General features: G+C 55.9%; 25 protein-coding genes and 1 riboswitch. Of the genes, 6 read left to right on the top strand and 19 right to left on the bottom strand.

Annotation, left to right across the window (positions count from 1 at the left end; translation table 11 throughout):
- The first annotated feature begins 179 nt into the window (after positions 1-179).
- The 3 genes from K4305_RS08085 (at position 180) to K4305_RS08095 (ending at position 2654) form a co-directional block, all read left to right on the top strand.
- The gene (locus K4305_RS08085; RefSeq protein WP_331561908.1) at positions 180-1571 is read left to right on the top strand and encodes an MBL fold metallo-hydrolase; all 1392 of its coding nucleotides are present in this window, start codon (positions 180-182) and stop codon (positions 1569-1571) included.
- Between the two features lie 85 nt (positions 1572-1656).
- Positions 1657-2142 carry a DUF2721 domain-containing protein gene (locus K4305_RS08090; protein ID WP_331561909.1) on the top strand — a complete coding sequence of 162 codons (486 nt, stop codon included), beginning with the start codon at positions 1657-1659 and terminating at the stop codon, positions 2140-2142.
- The gene (locus K4305_RS08095) at positions 2139-2654 is read left to right on the top strand and encodes a tetratricopeptide repeat protein (RefSeq protein ID WP_331561910.1); all 516 of its coding nucleotides are present in this window, start codon (positions 2139-2141) and stop codon (positions 2652-2654) included. The genes K4305_RS08090 and K4305_RS08095 overlap by 4 nt, the downstream gene beginning before the upstream one ends.
- A 16-nt stretch (positions 2655-2670) precedes the next feature.
- Here K4305_RS08095 and xerD read toward each other — a convergent pair whose 3' ends face one another.
- Positions 2671-3585: a site-specific tyrosine recombinase XerD gene (xerD, locus tag K4305_RS08100; protein ID WP_331561911.1), complete on the bottom strand. Its 915-nt coding sequence runs from the start codon at positions 3583-3585 to the stop codon at positions 2671-2673.
- A 2-nt stretch (positions 3586-3587) separates the two neighbouring features.
- A complete protein-coding gene (rsmB, locus tag K4305_RS08105) occupies positions 3588-4919 on the bottom strand; it encodes a 16S rRNA (cytosine(967)-C(5))-methyltransferase RsmB (protein ID WP_331561912.1) in 1332 nt (443 codons plus the stop codon).
- Positions 4920-5081: 162 nt separating this feature from the next.
- Positions 5082-5189, top strand: a riboswitch (SAM riboswitch).
- A 115-nt stretch (positions 5190-5304) separates the two neighbouring features.
- Between rsmB and K4305_RS08110 the strand changes: the two genes are divergently transcribed.
- A complete protein-coding gene (locus tag K4305_RS08110; RefSeq protein WP_331561913.1) occupies positions 5305-6600 on the top strand; it encodes an O-acetylhomoserine aminocarboxypropyltransferase/cysteine synthase family protein in 1296 nt (431 codons plus the stop codon).
- Entirely contained in the window at positions 6597-7673 is a 1077-nt protein-coding gene (metX, locus tag K4305_RS08115) for a homoserine O-acetyltransferase MetX (RefSeq protein WP_331561914.1), read from the top strand. The genes K4305_RS08110 and metX overlap by 4 nt, the downstream gene beginning before the upstream one ends.
- On the opposite strand, the gene serS is transcribed toward metX, so the two are convergent.
- From serS to K4305_RS08130, 3 genes are all read right to left on the bottom strand, one after another.
- A complete protein-coding gene (serS, locus tag K4305_RS08120; RefSeq protein WP_331561915.1) occupies positions 7674-8957 on the bottom strand; it encodes a serine--tRNA ligase in 1284 nt (427 codons plus the stop codon).
- 24 nt (positions 8958-8981) lie between these two features.
- Positions 8982-9440: a GatB/YqeY domain-containing protein gene (locus K4305_RS08125; RefSeq protein WP_331561916.1), complete on the bottom strand. Its 459-nt coding sequence runs from the start codon at positions 9438-9440 to the stop codon at positions 8982-8984.
- Positions 9441-9527: 87 nt separating this feature from the next.
- Positions 9528-10259 (bottom strand): SDR family oxidoreductase, encoded by a 732-nt coding sequence (locus tag K4305_RS08130; protein ID WP_331561917.1) that lies wholly within the window; start codon positions 10257-10259, stop codon positions 9528-9530.
- 205 nt (positions 10260-10464) lie between these two features.
- On the opposite strand from K4305_RS08130, the gene K4305_RS08135 reads away from it, so the two are divergent.
- Entirely contained in the window at positions 10465-10722 is a 258-nt protein-coding gene (locus K4305_RS08135) for a cold-shock protein (protein WP_331561918.1), read from the top strand.
- Between the two features lie 179 nt (positions 10723-10901).
- On the opposite strand, the gene radC is transcribed toward K4305_RS08135, so the two are convergent.
- From radC to mtnA, 14 genes are all read right to left on the bottom strand, one after another.
- Positions 10902-11573, bottom strand: a complete 672-nt coding sequence (gene radC / locus K4305_RS08140) for a RadC family protein (RefSeq protein ID WP_331561919.1) — start codon at positions 11571-11573, stop codon at positions 10902-10904.
- Between the two features lie 142 nt (positions 11574-11715).
- Entirely contained in the window at positions 11716-12729 is a 1014-nt protein-coding gene (gene cydB / locus K4305_RS08145; RefSeq protein ID WP_331561920.1) for a cytochrome d ubiquinol oxidase subunit II, read from the bottom strand.
- A gap of 19 nt (positions 12730-12748) precedes the next feature.
- Entirely contained in the window at positions 12749-14104 is a 1356-nt protein-coding gene (locus tag K4305_RS08150) for a cytochrome ubiquinol oxidase subunit I (RefSeq protein WP_331562212.1), read from the bottom strand.
- A 176-nt stretch (positions 14105-14280) separates the two neighbouring features.
- On the bottom strand, positions 14281-14964 hold the full coding sequence (locus K4305_RS08155; RefSeq protein WP_331561921.1) for a sulfite exporter TauE/SafE family protein: 684 nt from the start codon (positions 14962-14964) through the stop codon (positions 14281-14283).
- Complete coding sequence (gene ccoS / locus K4305_RS08160) at positions 14961-15152, bottom strand: cbb3-type cytochrome oxidase assembly protein CcoS (RefSeq protein ID WP_331561922.1); 192 nt, start codon at positions 15150-15152, stop codon at positions 14961-14963. Before ccoS ends, K4305_RS08155 begins: the two co-directional genes overlap by 4 nt.
- Before the next feature lie 7 nt (positions 15153-15159).
- Positions 15160-17586: a heavy metal translocating P-type ATPase gene (locus K4305_RS08165; RefSeq protein WP_331561923.1), complete on the bottom strand. Its 2427-nt coding sequence runs from the start codon at positions 17584-17586 to the stop codon at positions 15160-15162.
- Positions 17573-18004, bottom strand: coding sequence for a hypothetical protein (locus K4305_RS08170; RefSeq protein WP_331561924.1), 432 nt, complete (start codon positions 18002-18004; stop codon positions 17573-17575). Before K4305_RS08170 ends, K4305_RS08165 begins: the two co-directional genes overlap by 14 nt.
- Positions 17983-18420, bottom strand: coding sequence for a FixH family protein (locus K4305_RS08175; RefSeq protein ID WP_331561925.1), 438 nt, complete (start codon positions 18418-18420; stop codon positions 17983-17985). The genes K4305_RS08170 and K4305_RS08175 overlap by 22 nt, the downstream gene beginning before the upstream one ends.
- Positions 18417-19556 carry a 4Fe-4S dicluster domain-containing protein gene (locus K4305_RS08180; RefSeq protein WP_331561926.1) on the bottom strand — a complete coding sequence of 380 codons (1140 nt, stop codon included), beginning with the start codon at positions 19554-19556 and terminating at the stop codon, positions 18417-18419. The genes K4305_RS08175 and K4305_RS08180 overlap by 4 nt, the downstream gene beginning before the upstream one ends.
- Positions 19557-19603: 47 nt before the next feature.
- The gene (locus tag K4305_RS08185) at positions 19604-20065 is read right to left on the bottom strand and encodes a c-type cytochrome (RefSeq protein WP_331561927.1); all 462 of its coding nucleotides are present in this window, start codon (positions 20063-20065) and stop codon (positions 19604-19606) included.
- Positions 20066-20104: 39 nt separating this feature from the next.
- The gene (locus K4305_RS08190) at positions 20105-20266 is read right to left on the bottom strand and encodes a CcoQ/FixQ family Cbb3-type cytochrome c oxidase assembly chaperone (RefSeq protein WP_331561928.1); all 162 of its coding nucleotides are present in this window, start codon (positions 20264-20266) and stop codon (positions 20105-20107) included.
- Complete coding sequence (ccoO, locus tag K4305_RS08195; protein WP_331561929.1) at positions 20263-20934, bottom strand: cytochrome-c oxidase, cbb3-type subunit II; 672 nt, start codon at positions 20932-20934, stop codon at positions 20263-20265. Before ccoO ends, K4305_RS08190 begins: the two co-directional genes overlap by 4 nt.
- Before the next feature lie 30 nt (positions 20935-20964).
- Positions 20965-22359: a cbb3-type cytochrome c oxidase subunit I gene (locus tag K4305_RS08200; protein WP_331561930.1), complete on the bottom strand. Its 1395-nt coding sequence runs from the start codon at positions 22357-22359 to the stop codon at positions 20965-20967.
- 208 nt (positions 22360-22567) lie between these two features.
- Positions 22568-23632: an S-methyl-5-thioribose-1-phosphate isomerase gene (mtnA, locus tag K4305_RS08205; RefSeq protein ID WP_331561931.1), complete on the bottom strand. Its 1065-nt coding sequence runs from the start codon at positions 23630-23632 to the stop codon at positions 22568-22570.
- Positions 23633-23896: the final 264 nt, after the last annotated feature.

Here is a 23896-nt window from a genome sequence, read left to right on the forward strand (position 1 = left end):
CAGAGTTCCTCTTCCCTGTCCGGGATCGTTTTCGATATTAGAATTATGAAATTTACGGGCAGTTTTCATAATCCCTCTTTCCGCGGGAGATATTCTGTCGTTTTTTGCCAATGTTGCTGCGTATCTTTACCAGAACGATCTGAACAATGAGGCCGGAATATTTCTCTGGAGAAGGTATTATGGAACTTCAGTTTTACGGCGCTACGGCACGGGTGACGGGAACCTGCCATATCCTGAGGACAGGTGAATACACCCTGCTGCTCGATTGCGGCCTGATACAGGGTTCTCCCGAAGAGGAGTCGCTGAACCGCGATCCATTTCCTTTCGATCCCGCAGCCATCGACGCGGTTGTGCTCAGTCATGGTCATATCGATCATTCAGGACGGCTTCCGCTGCTTGTAAAAAGAGGCTTCCGGGGGCCGGTATTCACCCAGCATGCGACCATTGACCTGTCGAGAGTGCTGCTGCTCGATTCGGCTTCGCTTGCCGAGCGCGATGCCGATCTCCGGCGGCGTCATCCTGCAAGCCGCCGGGATCGGAATGCGGAGCCGCTCTACACCAGAGAGGATGCCCTCAAAGCCGTCGCCCGGATGAGAGGGATGGAGTACAATGAGGAAAAGGAGGTCGTGCCGGGAGTCCGACTGCGTTTTTACGATGCCGGCCATATTCTCGGTTCGGCGGTTGTTGAGCTCCGAATCAGGGACGGCGAAGAGGAGCGTATCCTTGTTTTCAGCGGCGATCTCGGCCAGTACGGGAGTCCGATACTCAAAGATCCCGAAACTCCCGAAAAAGCAGATGTCCTGCTTATCGAGAGCACTTACGGAGACAGACTGCACCGCCAGTTCAATGATACGGTTGCCGAGCTTGGAGATATTTTTCGGATGGCCTGCAGGGAGTGCGGCAATATTCTCATTCCCGCGTTTTCGATCGGGCGAAGCCAGGAACTGCTCTATCTGTTCGCCACGTACTACGATCAGTGGGAGCTTGAAAAATGGCAGGTCTATCTCGACAGCCCAATGGCTATCGATGCCGGAAGGATATACTGGGATTATCCGGCGCTGCTCGACGAAGATGCGCTCAAACTCAGGAACAACCCCGCTCTTCTGCCCCCGCTCCGGAACCTGCATTTTACCGATCGCGTCGAGGCTTCCCGAAAAATCAACGACATCCGGCAGGGCGCCATCATCATAGCCGGAAGCGGCATGTGCAACGGAGGCCGGATCCTCCACCATCTCAAGCACAATATCTGGCGGCCCGAGTGCCGGGTGATCATTACCGGATACCAGGCTCCCGGAACGCTGGGCCGACTGATTGTCAACGGTGAACCGGAGGTCTCCATTCACGGAAGGAACTACAAGGTGGAAGCCGGCATCCATACCGTCGGAGGCCTTTCGGCTCATGGCGACCGGAGCGATCTGCTGCGATGGCTGCAGGGTTTTTCAAACAAGCCGGATGTGTATGTGGTTCATGGTGATGCGGGGGCGAAAGAGTCGTTCCGGAACATTGTCGAGGAGCAGCTGCATCTCCATGCGGTTGTTCCGGAAGCCGGAGATTTGTTGAACCTTTTGTAGGTTTTTGTTTCAGGAGATGTTATATCAGGGGGGATGTATTTGCTATGTTACAGCAAGAAAGGATTTTTCAGGAAGAATGAACGTTATGACCATTACCACGGTACGGGAACTTGTGCCTGTTCTGCAGACTGCTATAGGACCGATGATCCTCGTTTCAGGGATCGGCTTGCTGCTCCTCACCATGACAAACCGGCTGGGGCGCATCATAGATCGGTCGAGAGCCCTGCTCGACAACCTCGAGGCCCAGCCGGAGTCCTATATTCTCAGAATAAACCGGGAAGTCGATATTCTGTGGAAAAGGGCACGTTATATCAGGATGGCTATTCTGCTTGCGAGTTTCACCTGCCTGGGCGCATCGATGCTGATCATTCTCCTTTTTTTCTCCGTACTGGCAGGTCTGGATATTCCCATAGCCATATCGGTTGTGTTTATTGCAAGCATGTTCTCTCTTTCATGTTCGCTTGTGTTTTTCCTTTTCGACGTGAACCTGACTCTTGCGGCTTTGAAAATAGAGAGGGAAAGCCATAACCGGAAGCGGGTGATTATGGAAACCAGAATGCCTTGCCAATGAAAAGTCTTGCCGCTCAAATCATCGCAGTTCTGCTTCTCTTTTCGTTCTTCATGCCTTGCACCCTGCTTGCAGAGTCGCCGAAGAGCCATGTGAAGAAAGGCGAAGCGTATTACGAACTGGCCCGTTTCAGCGAGGCTGTCGCCGAGTTCGATCTTGCACTGGCTGCGGACGTCAACTACCAGAAAGCCTGGTATGCCCGTGGTAAGGCTTACTTCGAGCAGAAGAAATACCGGGAGGCGATAGCCGATTACAGCCGGGCCATCGAGCTTCGGAAGGATTGCGCCCGGGCTTTCTACCACAGGGGAAAGGCTTATGCGGCCCTTAAGGATTATCGGCAGGCTCTTGCCGATTATGACCGGGCAATTGAAATCCGGTCCGGTTACGACAAGGCATGGTATGCCAGAGGTCTGGTAAGGGAAGAAATGATCGACCGCAACGGCGCGATTGCCGATATGAGACGCGCAGCCGAGCTTGGAAACAGAAAAGCGGCAGAATGGCTTGCAGGAAAGTGACCCTCCCGGAACGAATTCACCCTCTCGGATGAAAGGTCTTGTGCACCTCGCGGATGAACGAGCGATCGATATGGGTGTAGATCTGGGTTGCGAGAATGGACGTGTGGCCGAGCATCTCCTGAACGGCGCGCAGATCCGCTCCTCCCTCGAGCAGATGGGTGGCAAAGGAGTGCCTGAGCGTGTGGGGGCTGATATCCTTTTGGATGCCCGCAATTGCCGCATACTCCCTGACCATGTTGTAAACCGCCATTCTTGACAGTTTTTTTCCCCTTGCGTTGAGAAAGAGCGCGTCATGGGAGTTTTTGCCCGATAGTCCGATACGCAGTTCGTTGCGGTAGCGCGTTATCCACTCTATGGCCGATCTGCCCACAGGAACAAGCCTTTCTTTCGATCCTTTTCCGAAAATCCTGACGAAACCCGCTTCGAAGTAAAGGTTCTGCTGCTGCAGTTCGGTAAGTTCGCTGACCCTGACACCAGATGCGTAGAGAAATTCAAGAATGGCTTTGTCCCGCAGCATGAATTTTCCTTGCGGCTCTTTTTTCAGCGGGGCGTCGAGAAGCTTCAATACCTCATCGACGCTCAGCACATCCGGCAGGTTTTTTGCCTGTTTCGGCTGCAGTACAGTTTCGGCAGGGTTGGTTTGCGCGCTTCGTTCTGCAAGCAGGAATTTGTGCAGGGTACGGATGGCGGAGATGTTCCTGCCGAGCGTGCTTACAGCCAGTCCTGTTTCGTGCAGCTCCGCTATGAATCGCCGGATGTCGCGCGTTTCGATGGCATCGATCGTTTTTTTCTGTTCCTGTATGAACTGAAAATACCTGCAGAGATCGTTCCGGTAGGCGTCTCTTGTATTCGGGGAGAAGTTCCTTTCGACGGAAAGATGGTTGAGAAAACTTTCAAGCAGCGTGTGAAAGGGCTCTTTGAGTTCCGGCATGGTCAGTCTGCATTTTTTTTCAGGCGCTGGGCAAAACCTCCGTCGAACCCGGTCTCCTGGCCAGGCAGCATCAGGATGCTTCCGTTTTCTTCAGCGCCTGCATTGAAGGGTTCGGGCAGTATTCCGGAAAGAGGATCCCTCGCGAATTCAGGATGTCTCCTGAGAAAAGCGTCTATCTGGCGTTCGTTTTCTTCCGGTTCTATGGAACAGGTCGCGTAGACCAGGGTACCTTCAGCGCCGAGCAGCGATGCGGCATGATCAAGGATTTCAGCCTGCAGGGATACGAGTTCGGCAAGCATGGACGGAGATATCTTCCAGCGAAGTTCCGCCCTTCTGGCAAGCACGCCGCTGCCGCTGCACGGAGCGTCGAGCAGGATGATGTCAGGTGTTTCTCCAGGCTGGAATGTTCGCGCATCGGCTGCGACGGTCGTGATGATGGAGATGCCGAGTTCGGCGGCATGTCGGGTCAGTTTTTCCAGCTTGGCGCCGTAAAGATCGACTGCGGTGATGCTTCCGGCGTTCTGCATGAGCTCGCCGAGATAGGTGGATTTTCCTCCAGGCGCAGCGCACAGGTCGAGGACGAGAGCGCCTCGATTCGGGTTGCAGAGACGGCAGCAGAGACCTTGCGCAGGATTCTGAACGGTCAGGAGGCCCTGCTTGACGAAGGTTTCGAAGAGGGTGAACTCATCTGAAAGGAAAAAATCGTCAAGACCGGCTGCCTTGAGGATATGCTTCCTGGTGTCGTGTGCTGACGCGAACTCGTCAGGCGTTGTTTTCAGGGCATTGATTCTGAACCCTGTAAGCGGCGTCCGGTTATTATAGTCGAGCATTGCCCCGGTTTTTTCCGTTCCGTATCGCGATGTCCACCGTTCGATCAGCCATTCGGGATGTGAAAATGCTATGGCAAGCCGACGGATATCGCTCGTTTCGTTCTGCACTGCCTGTTGCAGGGCAGAGCCAGGATCGATTTTGCGCAGCACCGCGTTGACGAGCCGGGCCATGCGTTCGCCTTTGTATTTCCGTGCGAGCGCGACCGATTCGCTGACCGCAGCCCATTTCGGAATCCGGTCGAGCCAGAGCAGCTGGTAGGCACCCATACGCAGTATGTTTTTCATCACCGGAGCGGTTTTTTCGTAACGGTGATGATAGCAACCGGCGATTACGGCATCGAGGGTAAGGCGTCGGCGGAGCACGCCGTTGACCAGTTCCGTAACCAGTGCCCTGTCATGCCGTTCGAGCGATGTGCATCCGAGGAGATCGTGCAGGACATTCCCCGATTTTTTTCCTGCGTCAACCTGCTGCAGGACGTTCAGGACGAGTTCTCTTGCTGTCATTGAAGTCAATGTGTTACGCGTTGGGCGCTGATTTTTTACTATTCAGACGCCAGGGCTCCCGGAGGAGCCGACTGCAATAAATGTCGGCGCACTTGTAAAATAGCGATTGCTGTCGTAGATTGCCGGGATATAAAGAAAAAATGTTCTTTTCAGCATTTAGCGCTATCATCGAGAAAGGTGGAGGGACTGGCCCTGAGAAGCCTTGGCAACCGTCATGCACAGTGATTGGTGCCAATTCCATCCCGGAGAACAGACCGGGAAAGATGATGGTATGTCTGCCATTCTGCATGTTCATACCTCTCTTCAGATACTGCTGTTCCCTGCCTGTCCGGCTCCCGGTTCTTCCTGCTCTCAGGATAGCGGCAATCATTAACCGTCGTGTATCATGAGCAAAGCCCCATACCGATTCGAAACCCTGCAGGTGCATGCCGGCCAGCAGCCGGATCCGGCCACCAATTCGCGTGCCGTGCCGATCTACCAGACAACCGCCTATACCTTCGACAGCGCGGCTCATGGGGCCGACCTGTTCGCTCTCAGGACATTCGGCAATATTTACACCCGGCTGATGAACCCGACGACCGACGTTTTCGAACAGCGGGTTGCCGCGCTTGAAGGCGGCAAGGCCGCCCTTGCCGTGGCAAGCGGGCATTCGGCGCAGTTCATCGCCCTGACGAGCCTCTGCGGAGCTGGAGACAACATCGTTTCCTCCAGCTATCTCTACGGAGGCACATACAACCAGTTCAAGGTTGCTTTCCGGCGCCTCGGTATCGACGTTACGTTCGTGGACGGCAACGATCCTTCGGCCTTCAGCGAAGCCATCGACGGGAAGACCAAAGCGCTCTATCTCGAATCGATCGGCAATCCGGCTTTCCATGTTCCGGATTTCGAATCGGTCGCCGAAGTCGCCGTGAACCATGGCATTCCGCTCGTCGTGGATAATACGTTCGGCTGCTGCGGGTACCTTTGCAGGCCGCTTCAGCATGGGGCATCGATCGTGGTCGAGTCGGCCACCAAATGGATCGGCGGCCATGGCACTTCGATGGGCGGCGTCATCGTAGACGGCGGAACCTTCGACTGGGGCAACGGGAGGTTTCCAATGCTCAGCGAGCCTTCCGAAGGGTATCACGGCATGAAGTTCCATGAAACGTTCGGCGAGCTTGCCTTCATCATCAAAGCGCGTGTGGAGGGGCTGCGCGATTTCGGGCCGGCAATCAGCCCCTTCAACTCCTTCATGCTGCTGCAGGGGCTCGAAACGCTCTCGCTGCGGGTACAGCGCCATGCCGACAACACGCTCGCCCTTGCCCGCTGGCTCGAAGGCCATCCTGCGGTCGCATGGGTGAACTATCCGGGACTCGATAATCATCCTGCCCATGCGCAGGCATTGAAATACCTGACAAACGGCTTTGGATGCGTGCTGACCTTCGGAGTGAGGGGCGGTTTCGACGCCGCTGTGCGTTTTATCGATACGGTACGGCTCGCAAGCCATCTGGCCAACGTCGGAGATGCGAAAACCCTCGTGATCCACCCGGCGTCAACAACCCATCAGCAGCTCGATTCTGAAGAACAGGCTGCGGCCGGGGTATCGCTCGACATGGTGAGGGTTTCGGTAGGCATCGAGCATATCGACGATATCAAGGCGGATTTTGAACAGGCATTTGCAACGTTGAACGGACAGCAATGAGAGATTACAGGGAGTTCGTTTCTCCTCAGACACGATATTTCGATTCGAAGCAGCCATTCGCCACAGAACTTGGAGGCGAGCTGCCCGAGCTTCGTATTGCATACAGAACGTGGGGGACGCTCGGCCCCGACAGAAACAACGTCATTCTTGTCTGCCATGCGCTGACCGGAAATGCCGACGCGGATGTATGGTGGGACGGCATGTTCTCCAGGGGTGGAGCATTCGACGAGTCGAAGGATTTCATTATATGCAGCAATGTGCTCGGCAGCTGTTACGGCACGACCGGCCCCATATCCCTGAATCCGCTGACAGACAGGCATTATGGCCCCGAATTTCCGCCCATTACCATCCGTGACATGGTTCATGCCCAGAAACTGCTCCTCGCAGAACTCGGCATCGAACGACTGCGGCTGGTGGTAGGTGCTTCGCTCGGCGGCATGCAGGTGCTCGAGTGGGGATTCCTCTATCCCGACATGGTTCAGGCCATGATGCCGATGGGTGTATCCGGACGGCACTCTTCATGGTGCATCGGCCAGAGCGAAGCGCAGCGGCAGGCCATCTATGCCGATCGCGACTGGAACGACGGCTGGTATGCTCCGGAGCGGCCGCCGGCGGCCGGACTCGGAGCGGCCAGAATGATGGCCATGTGCAGCTACCGCAGTTTCGAGAATTTCCAGTCGAGGTTCGGGCGCAGGATGCAGGATGACGGACTGTTCAGCGTGGAAAGCTACATGCGCTACCAGGGGCGCAAACTGGTCGACAGGTTCGATGCGAACACTTATGTCACGCTTACCAGAGCAATGGATATGCACGATCTTGCACGGGGAAGGGGCCCATACGAGACGGTACTGGGTTCTTTGCAGATACCGGTGGAGATCCTGTCCATCAGAAGCGACGTACTCTATCCCAAAGAGGAGCAGGAAGAGCTTGGACGCCTCATAGCGAAGTCGCGGGTGATCTATCTCGACGAACCATACGGCCATGACGCTTTTCTCATCGATATGGAAAAGGTCAGCCGCATGGTTGCAGAGTTCAAGGAGGAGCTGTCCGCCGGGGAGCAGAGCGCCGCCTGATCAGTCGATCATGTCGAAGCCCGTGTATGGGCGCAGAACTTCCGGTACGACGACCGCGCCTTCAGGGGTCTGGTTGTGTTCGAGCAGCGAGACCATGAGGCGCGACGTGGCAAGGCCCGAACCGTTGAGCGTATGCACGAATTCCGGTTTCGACTTGCCGTCGGGACGGAAGCGGATGTTCATGCGCCGTGCCTGATAGTCCTCGAAATTCGAACAGCTCGATGCTTCCAGATATTTGCCCTCGGCTGGCGACCAGACTTCGATATCGTAGCATTTTGCCGCGTTGGCGCTGATGTCGCCGCTGCAGAGCAGGAGCACGCGGTAGGGAATCCTCAATGCCGCCAGGATAGCCTCGGCATGACCGACAATGGCTTCGAGCGCCTCGTACGAATCTTCCGGTCGGGTGAACCGTACCATCTCGACCTTGTTGAACTGATGTACCCTCAGGAATCCCCGTGTATCCTTGCCGTAACTGCCGGCTTCTCGCCGGAAGCATGCCGAATAAGCCGCATAGGCAATCGGCAGCGATTCTGCTTCGAGCATTTCGCCGCGGTGCAGGTTCGTGACCGGCACTTCTGCCGTCGGGATGGCGTAGAGGCCGTCTTCCTCGATGGTGTAGACCTGATCGGCAAACTTCGGCCACTGGCCAGTACCCCTGAGCGATTCGCGGTTCACGAGGAACGGAGGAAAGATTTCCGTGTATCCGTGGTTTCCGGTGTGGGTGTCGAGCATGAAATTGATGAGGGCACGTTCAAGCCTTGCCCCTTTTCCTGTATAAACGGGAAAACCGGCTCCGCCCACTTTCGCGCCCCGCTCGAAATCGAGAATGCCGAGCGTCCTGCCGAGTTCGAGATGGTTTTTCAGCGGTAAATGGAGATCGTAGTCAAACTCGACCGGAGCCTTGCAGACAACATTGTCTGCCGCGCTCTTTCCTTCCGGCACGGACTCGTGGAGCCGGTTGGGCAGTGCGAGCAGGATGCTTTCCATGTCGCTTTCGATGGCTTTCAGCGAGGCGTCGCATGCCGCGATGTCGTCGGCTACGGCTTTCATTTTCGATATCAGTTCGTCGGCAGGGCCGTTTCCGGATTTTTTCATTTCGGCAACGTCCCTCGATACCCTGTTACGCAGAGCTTTCATATCGTCGGCCTGCTGCACAAGTTCGCGCCGGCGCAGGTCGAGTTCAAGCAGTTCCTCAACGCGCGCCGTTTCGCCTTCAAGCTGCCGGGCACGCAGCATGGCAGAAACCGATTCATTGTTCTGCCGGATGTAGTTGATGTCAAGCATGTCTGTGGTCGGTGTGGCAAATGGTTATGCTGAAAGCAGCGATTTGACGATCTGCTGCACTTTTCCGCCATCGGCTTTTCCTTTCAGCTGTTTCATGGCTTCGCCCATAACCCGACCCATCTCTTTCATGGATGATGCGCCGGTTTTCGCGATGATCTCCTCTATGGCTGCGACGATCTCCTCTTCGGAAACCGGTTCAGGCAGGTACTCTTCGATCACGGCAAGCTCGGACTGCTCGTTTTCGGCAAGATCGGGCCGGTTGCCCGCAGTGAACTGCTCGATGGCGTCGCGCCGTTTTTTTGCAAGACTGACCAGCACTTCGGTTTCCTGTTCTTCGGAGAGCGTCGCTACGCCTCCTACCCGGATGGACACCTCTTTTTCGAGGAGTGCCGCGCGAATGGAACGGATTGCGTTCAGGCGCTCTTTTTTACCGCTTTTCAGGGACTCTTTCAGATCCGCATCTATTTTTTCCTTCAGGCTCATGACTTGTTCCGATTTACAGGCAGGTTGATAAAGAAGAATCTGAAAATACAGGAAAAAACCATGCTTTCCCACAAGAGCTTTGAATGATCATTCATTGATGTCTCCTCCAACCGGCCTGAATACCAGTTCTTCCAGCGAGGTTCTTCCAGGCAGCAGGTATGCCTGCACAACCGGTACGGCAATATCTTCAGGCATCATCATGGCCGATTTCATCTCCTCCGGCACATCTCCCCACATCGGCGTCCAGACCGCGCCGGGCATGACATCGGTAATACGTACGTTGCACTCTCTTGCATACAGCCGGAGCGTCTCGACAAGTCCTTTCTGTGCGAATTTCGTCATGCAGTAAATGGAGGAACTTTTGAAGGCTTTTTCCGCTGCGACCGAGGTGATAAAGAAAATGTGCCCTTTGCGCGCGCGCTCCATGGCTGCAAAGAGCTTCTGGGTCAGGAAAAAAGTGCCTTTCATATTGGTTGCCACCGTGTAGTCGAAATCATCTTCGCTCAACTCGCCAAAGGGCTTGAACCTGCCTACCCCTGCATTGTTGACAAGACAGTCGATCGTGCCGTGTTGGCTGATAATCGTTTCGGCCAGCGCTGCTGTCTGCGCGAAGTCGGCAATATCGGCAGTATACGTTTCGACCAGTGCCCCCTCTATCCTGCATGCGTCTGCGGTTTTTTCAAGATCGCCTGCGGTTCTCGAAACCAGCAGTAACACCGGGTTGAAGTCCGGGTTATTCTTTGACGTTCGTGCAAATTCCAGAGCGATAGCTTTTCCGATTCCCTTGCCGGCTCCGGTGATAAGAATGGAATGTTTCATAAAAATTATCCGGATTAATTATGAGTATTCGATTGCTTCGATTACTGTTTCTGCCTTTTTTTTAAAAGCAATCAGTGTATTTAAGACGGGATTGTTGGTGGAAAAGTGAAATAAATGAGCATAAACGGAGTGGGAAATATTTATATTATTTTATATAAATAAGCAGCAGAAGCTGTCAGGTTAATGATAAAGCCCCGCATTTATCATGGAAAGAAGTAAGGTTAAATGGTTTGATGGCAAAAAAGGCTACGGATTTATTCTGAACCCTGACGGAGGGGAAGATGTGTTTGTGCATTTTTCCGCCATCGTTTCGGAACAGACTTTCAAGGTGCTTAACCAGGATGCCGAGGTGGAATTCGATCTCGAAAAAACCCAGAAAGGGTATCAGGCCAAAAACGTCAGGGAACTCTCCCCGGCGCCCGAGCCCGGGGTTCCGCCTGCCGGGCAGACTGCCGCCGGTTGACATGGCATGTTATCCGGCTGATCGTGCAGCGAAATCCCACGCCGGCATGACCGTCATACATACAGCAGCAGCAACTCAGTCGTTCTGTTTTTCCGGCAGGAAACACAGGGCTTTGCCGCAGGCGTTCCAGGCGCAGAACCCGAAGGAACTCCCTGGCGCATAGCGGTTCGTTACCCCGGTCATGTCAGCAGCGAATGCTCGCGGAAGCTGAACCACTTCTCTTTTCCCACAATCACATGGTCGAGCAGTTCGATCTGCAGGATCGATCCCGCCTGTTTGAGAATGCCGGTAACCTGCCGGTCGGCATTGCTTGGCTCCACATCTCCCGACGGATGGTTGTGCACGAGAATGATCGAATGAGCGCTCTCTCTTATTGCCGATTTGAAGACTTCTCTGGGGTGTATCAGCGAAGCGTTGAGGGTTCCGACCGAGACATTTTCATGGCGGATTACCCGGTTTTTCGTATTCAGATGCAGTACGAACAGGTGTTCTTTTGTTTCGTCGGGTATTCTTCCTGTCATGTATTCGAATACATCCGCTGCCGACTGTATTTTTTTCAGTTCATTGCGGCGGAAGTGGATTCGTTTGTTGAGTTCGAAAATAGCCGCGATCTGCATGGCTTTTGCCTGACCGATGCCTTTGATTTTCTGCAGTTCGGAAAGGGGCAGGTCGGCAAGCTGTTCAAGGCTGTACATCGCTATCAGTTCGTTGCAGGTATCGATGATGTTGAGGTTCTTCGTGCCGGAACGCAGGATCAGAGCAAGAAGCTCCGCAGGGCTGAGCGACGAGGCGCCGTGAACAAGAAAGCGTTCTCTCGGCCGGTTTTCGGGATCGAGATCGTGAATGCGCATACCGGACGGTTGGAATTATGATCTTCAAGCGATTCAGGTTACACCTGATAATAGCAAATAATTGCCATTGGTTTTTGTTTGTTATCCCCTGAAAAAACGCCCCGTGATCAAACGGGGCGCTGGATGACGATCGACAGGTTATTCAGTACTCGAGTTCGGAATCCGGGGTGAGGCGCTGGCGGAAGACCCAGTAGCTCCAGCCCTGGTAGAGCAGCACCAGAGGAACGAAAATCGCTGCGACCACAGTCATGATGCCGAGCGTATAGTCAGACGAAGAGCTGTTGTAGATGGTCAGGCTCCATTCGGGATTGAGGCTCGAAACAAGCACCCTCGGAAAGAGGCCCATGAAGATCGTGACGGTCGAAAATGCTATAGCGACGGCAGTCATGGCGAATGCCCATCCCGATGCGTTTTTTTTCAGCAGCACGATGACCGAAAGGAGCGCGATGACGCTGAATACCGGAACAATGCCGGGATTGACGCCAAGTCTCCTGAAGAGGTCGGTTTCAATGAAGGTATAGATCGTGAATGCAAGGGAGAGCAGTGTTGCCGGAGCCCATGCCTTTTTTGCCAGGCTCATCGCCCGTGCATGGAGATCTCCTGTCGTTTTCAGCGTGAGGAATACCGCGCCGTGCAGGGTGAAGATCGACAGGGATGCGAGGCCGCAGACCAGCGCATAGGGATTGAGCAGGTTGAAAAATCCTCCGGCATAGTTCATCGACTGGTCGATGGGCACGCCGCGGATGAAGTTAGCCAGCGCCACGCCCCAGAGCAGCGCCGGAATGGCGCTGCCGGCGAAGATGCTCCAGTCCCAGAAGCTCCGCCAGGCGGGGTTGTCGTGTTTGCTGCGGAACTCGAATGCGACGCCGCGCATAATCAGAGCGACAAGCATGAGGAGCAGCGCGAGGTAGAAGCCGCTGAAGAGCGTGGCATACCATTCCGGAAATGCTGCGAACATCGCGCCGCCCGCAGTGATGAGCCAGACTTCGTTTCCGTCCCAGAACGGGCCAATGGTGTTGATGACGGTACGCCGTTCGCGGTCGTCAGCGCTCATGAAGGGGTGCAGGATGCCGACTCCGAAATCGAAGCCTTCGAGAACGAAGAATCCGGTAAAGAGTACGGCTACGAGTATAAACCAGATTGTTTGCAGATCCATGGTTGTTCTCCTTAAAAGGTTATTCGGCAGCTTCAATGCCTGCTGCGGCATATTTTTTCAGAAGGAACACATCGACAATCGTGAGCAGGCCGTAAATGAGAACGAAGACGGCGATCGAGAGGAGAAGTTCGCCGCTGTTGACAACCGATGCAGGAGTTACGGCATCCTCGGTTTTCAGCAGGCCGAAGACTATCCACGGCTGTCGCCCCATTTCAGCGAGTATCCAGCCGGAAGTGTTGGCAATGTAAGGCAGCAGGAACGACCAGAACAGGAGAGCTCCGAGCAGCGGATTGAAGGTGTAGTTCTCCCGGATCACCTTGTAGAGCGCAATAAGCGAGACGAAAAGCATAAGGGTGCCTGCGCCGACCATGAACCTGAAACTCCAGTATGCCGTGATGACCGAAGGGATATAATTGCCCGGTCCGTATCTGGCTTCATATTCTTTCTGCAGATCCTTGATGCCTTTGACTTCGCCTTCGAACTTGTTGTATGCCAGAAAGGATAGCATGCCCGGAATTCTGATGGCGAACTCGTCTTTCAGCTCCGTTTCGTTTCCGACCGTAAACAGCGAAAAGCTTGCCGGATTCTCGCTTTCCCAGAGCGCCTCGGCAGCAGCGACTTTCATCGGTTGTGATTCGATGAGATCCTGCATCTGCGTGTGTCCGGCCAGGGTGACGAGAATGGTGCCGATGAATGCGTAGATGGAGCCGAACTTCATGGATGTCCGGAACGCTTCTCGTTCGTGGCTGCCCCTGATAATATGCCAGGAACTGACAGCTATAACAATGAACCCGCCAGTTACGATTCCCCCGGCAATGACATGCGGAAACTGTTTCCAAACATAGGGATTGAAAAGCAGGGCGCCGAAATCGGTCATCTCCGCCCTCGATCCGTCGGCAGCCATTTTATACCCGACAGGCGACTGCATGAACGAATTGGCAACGAGGATCCAGAGCGCCGAGAGGTTCGAACCGATCGCGACCAGCCAGATCGATGCGGCATGAACTGTTTTGGGGAGTTTGTCGCGGCCGAAAACCCAGATGCCGAGAAAGGTAGATTCGAGGAAGAACGCGAGGAGCGCTTCGATGGCGAGCGGAACGCCGAAGATATCTCCCACAAAGCGGGAGTACTCCGACCAGTTCATGCCGAACTGGAACTCCATGACGATGCCGGTCACCACGCCGACGGCGAAGTTGATGAGAAAGAGTTTGCCCCAGAACTGCGCGAGCTTCCTGTACTTTTCATCACCGGTTCTCACATACGCGGTTTCCATGATTGCCGTGAAAATGGAAAGGCCGAGGGTAAGCGGTACGAAGAAAAAGTGAAAGATGGAAGTCAGTGCGAACTGGAGCCGGGCAAGAAAAAGTGTTTCCATAATGATCTCCATGGCGGTAGTTACATGAGGAAAAGTAACACGATGCAATATAACGGAATGCAGTTCCATTATAAAACAGGCTAAAAATAGTCTATTTTAGCTCGAAGCCAAATGAAAGTGAAATATTTTCGGATTTGTAACAGTTATTTCCCGAATTCCCGCAGATGCACCAATGCTCAGAATGCCGACAGGGTGAAGTAGATACCGGTGAGGATCATGATTGCTCCGGCAATGCGGTAGAGGGTTTTACGGGATTTATCACTGAAAAGGTGGACAGCCTTGCCCACGACGAGAAGAGACGGAACGGTACCGAGACCGAAGCAGAGCATGATGAGGCCGCCCTCGAGCAGTCCGGCAGCGTGATTCTCTGCTTCCATGGCCATACGTGCAGCCGTCAGCAGCGCCGTATAGGTAAGGCCGCAGGGCAGGAAGCCGAGCAGCACGCCCATAGGGTAATAGGCTCCTGTGGAGCGTGATCCCCTGAAAAGGTTCATCAGCTTATTGATGCGGGGCATGATCCAGGAGCAGCTGTTGATGGTTTTTCCCGCAGGCAGTAGATCGAGCGTGGCAAGTCCCATCAGGATGATCGAGACGCCTGCCAGCACCATGATCACGGTCTGGAACCGTTCGATCGATGCGGTCAGGACGAGAAATGACCCCGACAGGCCGACAGCGGCGCCGAGCACGGTATAGGTGGTGACTCTACCCGCGTTGTACAGCAGATGATGGAGCATCCCCTTGCGGGTCTCGCCGAGCGAGTAGGCGGCAACGACAGGGCCGCACATGCCTATGCAGTGTCCGAATCCTCCGGTGAGCCCGGTGATGAACATGGTGATCGCGGTATTGGTGATGGCATTCATCGTTTGGCTGATTTTCGAGTTTTGCCGGCAGGAAGCGAATGCAACTGTTCGTCATCGTCGTTGAGCATGCGGTATTTCGGAGCTTCGGCGTCATCGAACTGGCCGCTGCGCACCGCCCAGAGAAAAAGCGCCCATCCGCCGAGGCCGATGACAAAGCCGATCGCTATGAGAAAAAAGGTGCTTGCCATGAGTTGATCATCCGGTTTTTCTGAGCCTGAGCGAGTTGCTCACCACAACGAGGGAACTGGTCGCCATGAGCAAGGCCGAGATGATCGGGTGCAGCATACCGGTGACGGCCAGCGGCACGGCGACCAGGTTGTAGCCGAACGCCCAGGCGAGGTTCTGGCGGATCACGGCAAAGCATTTGCGCGAATGGGCGAAGAGCGTGCCGAGCAGTTCGAGGTCGTCGTTCATGATGGTGACATCGGCGCTTTCGATGGCGATGCCCGTGGCGGTGCCGAAGGTGACGCCGGTGTCGGCCTCGGTCAGCGCCGGAGCGTCGTTGATACCGTCCCCGGCCATCAGCACGGTCTGGCCATCGCTTTTCAGCTTTCTGACTGCTTCTGCCTTGCCGACGGGGTCGAGTCCGGAGCGCACGTCTGTGATGCCGCACTTACCGGCAATATAACGTGCAACGCCCGCATTGTCGCCGGTGAGGATCATCAGCCGGAGTTCCTGTGAGCGGAGCGCGTCGATCATCCGTCCGGCGTCATCCCGCAGGTCGTCGATCAGCCCGAAGAGCCCGGCCAGCTTGCGGTTGCAGGCGACGAAAACGGTTGTTTTTCCCGAAGCTTCGAGCCGTGCTGCAGTGTCGAGGCAGTCGTCGGTGATCCTGACGTCTTCCTTTTCAAGCAGGGCACGCGATCCTGCAAGCCAGGCCTCGCCGTTGATCACGCCCGAGACGCCCATGCCTGTCACTGCATGGAACTTTTCGACCGGCAGAATTTCACCCTGCCATCCGGCAGTGATGGCCCGTCCTGCGGGATGCCTCGACAGGGCTTCGAGGGAGGCGCAGTACTGCATGAAGCTTCCGGAAACGCCATAGTCGAAGTGGTCGGTCAGTGCGGGTGCGCCCCGTGTGATTGTGCCGGTCTTGTCGAGCACGACGGTGGTGGTTCTTGAAACCGATTCAAAAATGTCGCCCCCCTTGACGAGGATGCCCTTGCGGCTCACCGCCGTGGTGCCGACGAGGATGGCCAGAGGCGTTGCAAGGCCGAGGGCGCAGGGGCAGGCGATCACCAGCACCGAGACGGCGTTCATAAGTGCCTTGACCGGCGGTGCTCCTGCCAGGTGCCAGAAGGCGAAGGTGCCTGCCGCCAGCAGGATGATGGCAGGCACGAACCATCCTGAGATCCGGTCGGCTATCCCCTGGATCGGGGCCTTGCGCGCCTGCGCCTCCTCGACAGTCCGGATGATGCTCGCCAGCAGGGTTTGCTTCGCATTGCCGGAAACCTTGACGCGCAACCGTCCGGTGATGGGGCAGGTGCCCGCATGGACCGTGCTTCCGGTGCTTTTCAGAACCGGAGCCGATTCTCCGGTAAGCATGGACTCATCTACCTCTGCATCTCCTGCGGTTACGATACCGTCAAGGGGTACGCGGTCGCCGGGCAGCACCTCGATCAGTGCTCCCTCGCCGATCTGTTCGAGCGGAGCGAGGGAAGTTACGCCGTCCATGCCGACAAGCAGCGCCTCGCGGGGTTGCAGGTCGGCGAGAGCCGCCAGCGCTCCGCCCGCCTTCAGACGCGAGCCTGCTTCGAGAAAGCGCCCGAGCAGGATAAAGGTGACGATCATGGCCGCGGTGTCGAAGAAGACCTCGCCGCCGGTGAAGATCATGGCGATGCTGTAAACATATGCAGCAAGCGAACCGAGAGCCACCAGCACATCCATGTTCAGCGCCCGGTTGCGTATCGAGCGCAACGCATTGGAGATGAAAGGATAGCCGGAGTAGAATACCACCGGCGTGGCAAGCGCCCAGGAGATGAGCTGGAAGGGGAGGCGGTACTCCGTTTCGATACCCTGGAAAAACCCCGCGTAGAGTGCGGCGATGATGAGCATGAGCTGCATCGAAAAGAAGCCCGCCGTGCCGAACCGCAACAGGAGGTCACGCTTTTCAGCCGAAATAATCTCGATCTGCATGCCGTACCGGACAGGTTTCGGCAGATACCCGATGCCCGAGAGGGTTGTGAGAATCGCGTCGAGAGTGACCGCTTCGCTTCGCCACTCGACGGTCGCGCGGTGGGTGGCGTAATTGACCCTTGCCGATACGATACCATCGAGCCGCCCGAGCACCTTTTCCACGAGCCAGACGCATGAGGCGCAGCGGATGCCTGACAGCTGCAGCTCGATCCGGTTCTTCGATCCTTCGGTGACAATGTCGCCCGTGAAATCCTTCGGATCCACGGCAGCGAAAGCCGGACGGCCCGGCTGCCAGTCACAGCGCTGCCGGTAGAAGGCGTCGAGCGACTCGCTGTGGATCAGCTCATACACCCCGAGGCATCCATGGCAGCAGAAGTGGCGGGTCTCGCTGCCGATCACCGCCGTCACCGCCGAAGATGCTTCCATCTCCAGCATACAGTGATCGCAGCGGATCATCTTTTTTCCCTTTGCCTCAGTCACGGACATTGAAGGAGAACGCGGGATTGCCAAGTTCTGACGAGAGGAGCGTGGCCTTCCAGAGGGTGCGGCCGCTCATGCACCTGACGATGATTCCTTTCCCTTCCCATGCGCCGTCCGGCCTTTTTTTCAGGGTGACCTGGTTCTTGCCCATCACCATGCCGGGCATCGAGAGGTCGAGAATCAGGGTTGAAGGAATTTGTTTCGCCGGGGCCATTGTCACCCTGAAGGTCAGCTCCTGCATGTGCCTGACCGGTCGGGGGGTGATGTCGAGCGTCACTTTCCGGTTTTCGGCCTCTTTCGTGCAGGGGCCGTTGTGGATAGCGTTGCTGTCGGCGGCATAATCTGCCTGTGCAGGAGCTGCGCCGAGTGTCATCGCCACGAGGAGGGCCATTCCTGCTCTTTTCAATTGATGTCGTAGAACCATGATCTGCTGGTTTTGAGTTTGTTGATGGAGATGTCGATTCTGACCAGCCATTTGCCCGCTGAAGGCACAGTGAGATGCGCCTGGTAGGTGCCTGGAGAGGTTTCGCGCATCGCGCAGGTGACATCCAGATCGCTGGTGGAGACGTTGCCCATAAACAGCTTCACTCCGGCATTGTGCAGGGGTTCGCCATGCCCGGTGAGCACGAAGGTCAGGTGATTCTCGCCCTTCCGGAGAGACGCCGGTCTTTCGATGTCGAGTCCGAGACGCCGCTCCTCCGTTTTCGCCTGGAACCAGCTTTTCTGTTTCAGGTAGTAATCAGTTTCAACGAGTCCCTCGGAGCTGCGGTAAGCCACCACGAGACCGCTGATCATGGCCATCAGGAAAATGGCGTACAGTGCAATGATGAATGATTTCACAGGAATCCGGCCTCCCTGCTGACTGAAATGCCGGTACCGGTGAGCGTCAATCTGACCTTGTCGCGTTTTCCGGTTGCCCTGATGAGCAGCTTGTTTCTTGCCACCCCGAATGGTTTGACCGAAACGGTTCGCTCACCGATCAGGGTGAGGTCACCATCAGCTTCGATGTTCAGTTCAAGTGTGTGGCCTGTGTTGTTGTAGATGGTCCAGGCATAGCGGTTCAGGCCGGAAGGCAGCGGCTCCTGCATCCGGCTGAGGGTGAATTCGACAGGCGGGCGCATGGCGAACAGAAGCACGACCATCAGGGCCGAGGCAGCGGTAATGCCGGCGAGCCAGAAGGTTTTCGGACGCATGATTTTGCCCTTGTAGTTCGGGAAGGGGGGCAGGTTGCGTTTGCTGCTTTTCAGCCAGCATGCGTCGATACACTCCGCGCAGGCGATGCAACTGGTGCTCAGCCCCTCCTTGATGTCAATGCCGACCGGGCAGACGCGCACGCAGTCATCGCATTTCATGCAGGTCGAGTCACGCGACCGGTCGTACTCGATGACGAGCGTATCCTTGTCGAAGAGGGTGTTCTGCATCATGGCATAGGGGCAGATCGTGGTGCAGAATTTCCGTCCGAGGAGGGCCAGTTCAAGCCAGACCAGCACCCAGAGCACGATGAAGAATCCGGCGATCAGCGGAGAGGTAAAAAGTCCATGAATGGCCTCCGCCGGAGGCACGAAGTACCAGATCATGGTGATCGACACCAGCGCCGATACCGGCAGCAGGACGAGTTTCTGCACTGTTTTCCGGTGCTGTCTGCCGAACAGCGATGCCAGGTTTTCGGTGAGGTCGAGCAGTACGGTCTGCGGGCAGAGCCAGCCGCACCAGACCCGGCCGAGGATCACGGTGACCGCGGAGATGAACAGTAACAGAAAAAGGGTAGCTGCAAGGATGAGGTAGAAGTCGCCGATTCTGATGACGGAGCCGAAAAAGTAGAGATTCAGCTCCCCTATGTCGAACCTGAATGCGCTCTGCCCGTTGATTTTCAGGAAAGGCAGGCCGGTAAGGAGAAGCGCCTGAAGCATTTCGACGGTTCTCCGGTAACGTTTCCAGACAATCTGCATGGTACTGAACAGTGTGGTTGAAAGCATAAAGTGATCAGCCCCGGAACAGGTTTCCGTGGCTGTGGTTTTCGGGCCTATTTCTTCAGGCTTTCGATAAAGGCGACTATCTTGTAGATCTTGTCGTTCCCGAGCTGCTGTCCGAAGGGAGGCATGCCGTTGGGGCGGCCATTGGCGATCGATTCGAAAAGATCGGCGGGAGTCGAGCCATACTTCAGCGCCACCTTCAGGTTCGGGCCGATACCGCCGCTGGCGTCAGCCTTGTGGCAGGCTGCGCAGCTCGTCTCATATTCGGTCTTGCCCGCGGAGATGGCGTCAGCATTGCCGATATACATGCCGGGATCAGCGGGCGCGGTTGCCGCCGCTTTTTCGCCGGCTTTCATCTCCTCTTCGTAGCTCTTGTAGAAAGACCATCCGGAAATGGCGGGAGTGAAGCGTACGATATACACGACGAGAAAGATGATAACTCCGATAAAGAAAGCCATCCATCCCTTGGGGATCTTGTTATGACCCTCATGCGGAATTCCGGAATCACTCATATGAACCTCCTCGTAACAGGTTTCTTGAACGGTTGATAATCAGTCATGATGCTCATATTTTTCGTCTTCTTCGAGCATCCGGTATTTGGGTTCCTCGACCTTCGTTTTGCGTTTCGGATTGAAGTAGTAGATCATGATGCCCGCCATCACGAGCGCAAGCACAATGGTGAACGCGACATAGGCTATTTGCGAAAAGTTCATTGCTGACTCTCCATTGTCTTGACGTCACGCCCGAGCTTCTGCATATAGGCGATGATGGCGTCCATCTCGGTCAGCTCGCCCCGGAGCTTTTCGGGAGTGACCTCGTCACGCGTGGCTTTCGAGTCGTAATCGGGCGAGGTGACTTTTGTTCTGTAATCGGCGATCTGCTGCTGAACCTCGTCCTCGGAAAAGCCGTAACCCAGTATCCGGGTCTTTCTGAACGACTCGGAGGTGTCGAGTCTGTTCGCGGCAAGCCAGCCGTATGGCGGCATGTTGGAGAGGGCGAACATCGACTGCGGGCTGTGCATGTGCTTGTAGTGCCACGAATCGGGGTACTTGCCGCCGACGCGGTTCAGGTCGGGTCCCGTCCTTCTCGAACCCCATAGGAAGGGACGATCCCAGGCAAACTCCTCTGCCTTGGAGTACTCGCCGTAACGAAGCACTTCGGTTCTGAGCGGGCGCACGGTCTGCGTGTGACAGTTGTGGCATCCTTCACGGATATAGATGTCCCTTCCCTCCTGCTCGATGGCCGTGTAGGGTTTGACATACGCGCTCACCGGCTGGGTTGAAGGCATGAACATCGGCACGAACACCGTGACCACCGTACCGACAAGGATGACCAGCGTCGCGATGACCGCGAAGACGACCGGTTTTGAATAGATCCCCATGATGCAAGCTCCTTTTTTCAGGTTAGGTGGTTAGGCTTCTGCGGCGGTCGATGGCTCCTGCCTGACGGTCTGGATGATATTCCAGGCGAAGATGAGGATGCCGATGAAATAGACGATGCCTGCGACGAAGCGCATCTGGTAGTAGGGATAGAGGGAGGTCAGTCCGTCGAGGAAGCTGTAGGTCAGCGACCCGTCGGGATTTGTGGCTTTCCACATCGCGCCCTGCTGGATGCCGCCGATCCACATCGTGACCGTCCAGGCGAACTGGCCGACGAGAATGAGCCAGAAGTGGATGTTGGCGAGCCTGATGCTGAACAGTTCCCGGCCCGTGATCCTCGGAATCATGTAGTAGAACGACGCGGAGATGATCATCGTCACCCAGCCCATCGTGCCCATGTGCACATGGCCAACCACCCAGTCGGTGTAGTGGAAGAAGGCGTTGAGCGTCCGGAGACCCTGCAACGGTCCCTGAAGGGTCTGGAGCCCGTAGAAGGTGATGCCGAGGATGAAGAACTTGGTCAGGTAGTTGGTGCGCATCTGATCCCAGTTGCCCTGCAGCGTGTAATAGCCGTTGACCACCGAACCCCACGACGGGGCGATGAGGAAGATGCTGAAGGCGATGGCCACCGTCTGGATCCACTCGGGAAGCGGAGTCAGCATGAGATGGTGAGCTCCCGTCCAGAGGTAGGCGAAGATCAGCGCCCAGAACGAGACAATCGAGAGCCGGTGGCTGTAGATCGGCAATCCGGTGGCTTTCGGCAGGAAGTAGTAGAACATCGCCAGCACAGGCACGGTGAAGATGAAGCCTACGATGTTGTGGCCGTACCACCACTCCACGTTCGCATCGTTGGCGCCGGCGTAGATGCTGTAGGATTTGAATAAGTTGAGCGGAATTGCGAGGTTGTTGACGATATAGAGCACCGCGATGGTGACGGTCATGGAGACCAGGTACCAGAGCGAGATGTACATCTGTTTTTCCTGCCGCCTGATGAGAATCGCGAAAACGTTGATGGCGAACATCACCCACATGATCACCACGCCGACGTCAAGCGGCCACTCAAGTTCGGCGTATTCCCTGGTGGTGCTCATGCCCGCCATGAGAGACACGGCGGCGGCGGCGATGGCCGCGTTGAAGACCCACAGGTGCGCCCTGGCGAGTCCGGGAAAGGGCAATGGCGTACGTGTCAGGCGCTGCAGCATATAGTAGGCCGTGGCGAAAATGCCGGACAGCCCGAATCCGACGCCGAGTCCGTTGGTGTGAACCACCCTGAGGCGCCCGAAACTCAGCCATGGGGTGAGGTTAAGGGCTGGATTGAACATCTCGAAAGCAATCCACAACCCGACGACAAGACCGATAACCAGCCAGAACAGGGCTGAGAATGCAAAACCGCGCACAACCCTGTAATCGTACCCTGTTTCGCTCATGAGGCGTTCTCCGGATAGTTGTTTTTCTGAAACGGGCGCACGGCTGTAGAACCGCTGGAGAAACCGACTATCATGAACGCCGTGTGCCATGCAGCGTAACACAGTGTAAATGTAACAAGAAAAAACGACTGATTTACAAAAACCGGAATAAAAAAGACCGGAATTGTCTGGAATTCCGGTCTTTTACAGGAAAAATGGATAGGTGTTCTCAGTTTTCGAACAGTTCAGCCAGTCCTTTGACGTAGTCGCCGACGACAGCTTTTTTCTCCGTTATGATGCCGCGGATGAGGGTGCCGGGCGTAACGTCAAAAGCGTAGTTGACCACCGGCGTGGTCGGCGTGGCTACCTGCGTGCCGAAAATGGTGCGCAGTTCGTCGGCATTGCGCTCCTCGATCGGTATCTGCGACCCTTCGGACATGGTGATGTCGATGGTCGAGACCGGAGCGGCGATGTAGAAGGGGATCCCGTGGTGGTTTGCGCTGATGGCATGGGCAAAGGTGCCGATCTTGTTTGCCGTATCGCCGTTGGCCGTGATGCGGTCGGCGCCGACCACGGCGAAATCGATCATACCGCGCTGCATGAGGATTGCCGAAGAGGAGTCTGAAATAGAAGCGAACGGAATGCCGTCGTGCTCGAGTTCCCATGCGGTCAGGCGCAGCCCCTGCAGAAGCGGGCGGCTTTCCGATGAGATCACCCGTTCGATAAGTCCTTCCTGGTATGCGAGGCGGATCACGCCAAGCGCCGTACCGATGCCGCAGCAGGCCAGTGTGCCGGTGTTGCAGTGGGTCAGCACGTTGAGTTTGCGTGTTTTCAGCACATCGGCCATATCCCGCTTCAGTTGCTCGACGCCGTGGCGAGCTATCCGGTCGCAGTTATCGACCTCGTCGTTGTAGATCTTGTGCGCCTCCCCGGTCATTTTTACAAAGAGCGTTTCGAGGGAATCGGCCTCGAAGTTTGCGTCATAGACGGCCTGCATTTTCCTTGTTGCAAAGAAGAGGTTCACCGCGGTCGGGCGCGATGCGTTGACCTCGGCGATCAGGTTTTCGAAATATGCCGGGAAACCGGCCTTGTCGCCCTGATAGGCGTTGAGGCCGAGCACGACGGTATAGCCGGCCGATGCGCCGATGAGCGGAGCGCCCCTGACGGCGAGAGTCTTGATGGCCTCGATGGCCTCACGGTAATCCCGGGTTTCGACGTGAAGCTCCTGCAGAGGCAGGTAGCGCTGGTCGAGGTAGCGGAACGTTCCGTTGGAAAAGGAAATGGCGTCTATCATAAGAGTGCCTGTAGTTATAGGGTTTTCAGGTTGTTGAGGTACAAAACGGATCACAAAACACAGGAAAATCCTCTCTCAGCAGCAGAAAAAAATGGAAACCCAAACATACGGTTTCACGCGGGATAAAAAAAGCCGGGAGTGATTCCCGGTTCGTCGCCACAATCTTTCCCCAACTCCTCCCGAAATCCAAAACCTTTGGTACATTACCGATTACGCATGTTTTGCCCGGCAACAACCCGGAACTCCCATGGCCGGTACGCTATC

This window comes from Chlorobium sp. (assembly GCF_036528655.1).
Taxonomy (GTDB): domain Bacteria; phylum Bacteroidota; class Chlorobiia; order Chlorobiales; family Chlorobiaceae; genus Chlorobium.

Excerpts from the sequence above, each read along its gene's own strand:
- K4305_RS08085 (WP_331561908.1), top strand. The coding sequence starts at position 180 with ATGGAACTTCAGTTTTACGGCGCTACGGCACGGGTGACGGGAACCTGC.
- K4305_RS08090 (WP_331561909.1), top strand. The coding sequence starts at position 1,657 with ATGACCATTACCACGGTACGGGAACTTGTGCCTGTTCTGCAGACTGCT.
- K4305_RS08095 (WP_331561910.1), top strand. The coding sequence starts at position 2,139 with ATGAAAAGTCTTGCCGCTCAAATCATCGCAGTTCTGCTTCTCTTTTCG.
- xerD (WP_331561911.1), bottom strand. The coding sequence starts at position 3,585 with ATGCCGGAACTCAAAGAGCCCTTTCACACGCTGCTTGAAAGTTTTCTC.
- rsmB (WP_331561912.1), bottom strand. The coding sequence starts at position 4,919 with ATGACAGCAAGAGAACTCGTCCTGAACGTCCTGCAGCAGGTTGACGCA.
- K4305_RS08110 (WP_331561913.1), top strand. The coding sequence starts at position 5,305 with ATGAGCAAAGCCCCATACCGATTCGAAACCCTGCAGGTGCATGCCGGC.
- metX (WP_331561914.1), top strand. The coding sequence starts at position 6,597 with ATGAGAGATTACAGGGAGTTCGTTTCTCCTCAGACACGATATTTCGAT.
- serS (WP_331561915.1), bottom strand. The coding sequence starts at position 8,957 with ATGCTTGACATCAACTACATCCGGCAGAACAATGAATCGGTTTCTGCC.
- K4305_RS08125 (WP_331561916.1), bottom strand. The coding sequence starts at position 9,440 with ATGAGCCTGAAGGAAAAAATAGATGCGGATCTGAAAGAGTCCCTGAAA.
- K4305_RS08130 (WP_331561917.1), bottom strand. The coding sequence starts at position 10,259 with ATGAAACATTCCATTCTTATCACCGGAGCCGGCAAGGGAATCGGAAAA.
- K4305_RS08135 (WP_331561918.1), top strand. The coding sequence starts at position 10,465 with ATGGAAAGAAGTAAGGTTAAATGGTTTGATGGCAAAAAAGGCTACGGA.
- radC (WP_331561919.1), bottom strand. The coding sequence starts at position 11,573 with ATGCGCATTCACGATCTCGATCCCGAAAACCGGCCGAGAGAACGCTTT.
- cydB (WP_331561920.1), bottom strand. The coding sequence starts at position 12,729 with ATGGATCTGCAAACAATCTGGTTTATACTCGTAGCCGTACTCTTTACC.
- K4305_RS08150 (WP_331562212.1), bottom strand. The coding sequence starts at position 14,104 with ATGGAAACACTTTTTCTTGCCCGGCTCCAGTTCGCACTGACTTCCATC.
- K4305_RS08155 (WP_331561921.1), bottom strand. The coding sequence starts at position 14,964 with ATGAATGCCATCACCAATACCGCGATCACCATGTTCATCACCGGGCTC.
- ccoS (WP_331561922.1), bottom strand. The coding sequence starts at position 15,152 with ATGGCAAGCACCTTTTTTCTCATAGCGATCGGCTTTGTCATCGGCCTC.
- K4305_RS08165 (WP_331561923.1), bottom strand. The coding sequence starts at position 17,586 with ATGTCCGTGACTGAGGCAAAGGGAAAAAAGATGATCCGCTGCGATCAC.
- K4305_RS08170 (WP_331561924.1), bottom strand. The coding sequence starts at position 18,004 with ATGGTTCTACGACATCAATTGAAAAGAGCAGGAATGGCCCTCCTCGTG.
- K4305_RS08180 (WP_331561926.1), bottom strand. The coding sequence starts at position 19,556 with ATGCTTTCAACCACACTGTTCAGTACCATGCAGATTGTCTGGAAACGT.
- K4305_RS08185 (WP_331561927.1), bottom strand. The coding sequence starts at position 20,065 with ATGAGTGATTCCGGAATTCCGCATGAGGGTCATAACAAGATCCCCAAG.
- K4305_RS08190 (WP_331561928.1), bottom strand. The coding sequence starts at position 20,266 with ATGAACTTTTCGCAAATAGCCTATGTCGCGTTCACCATTGTGCTTGCG.
- ccoO (WP_331561929.1), bottom strand. The coding sequence starts at position 20,934 with ATGGGGATCTATTCAAAACCGGTCGTCTTCGCGGTCATCGCGACGCTG.
- K4305_RS08200 (WP_331561930.1), bottom strand. The coding sequence starts at position 22,359 with ATGAGCGAAACAGGGTACGATTACAGGGTTGTGCGCGGTTTTGCATTC.
- mtnA (WP_331561931.1), bottom strand. The coding sequence starts at position 23,632 with ATGATAGACGCCATTTCCTTTTCCAACGGAACGTTCCGCTACCTCGAC.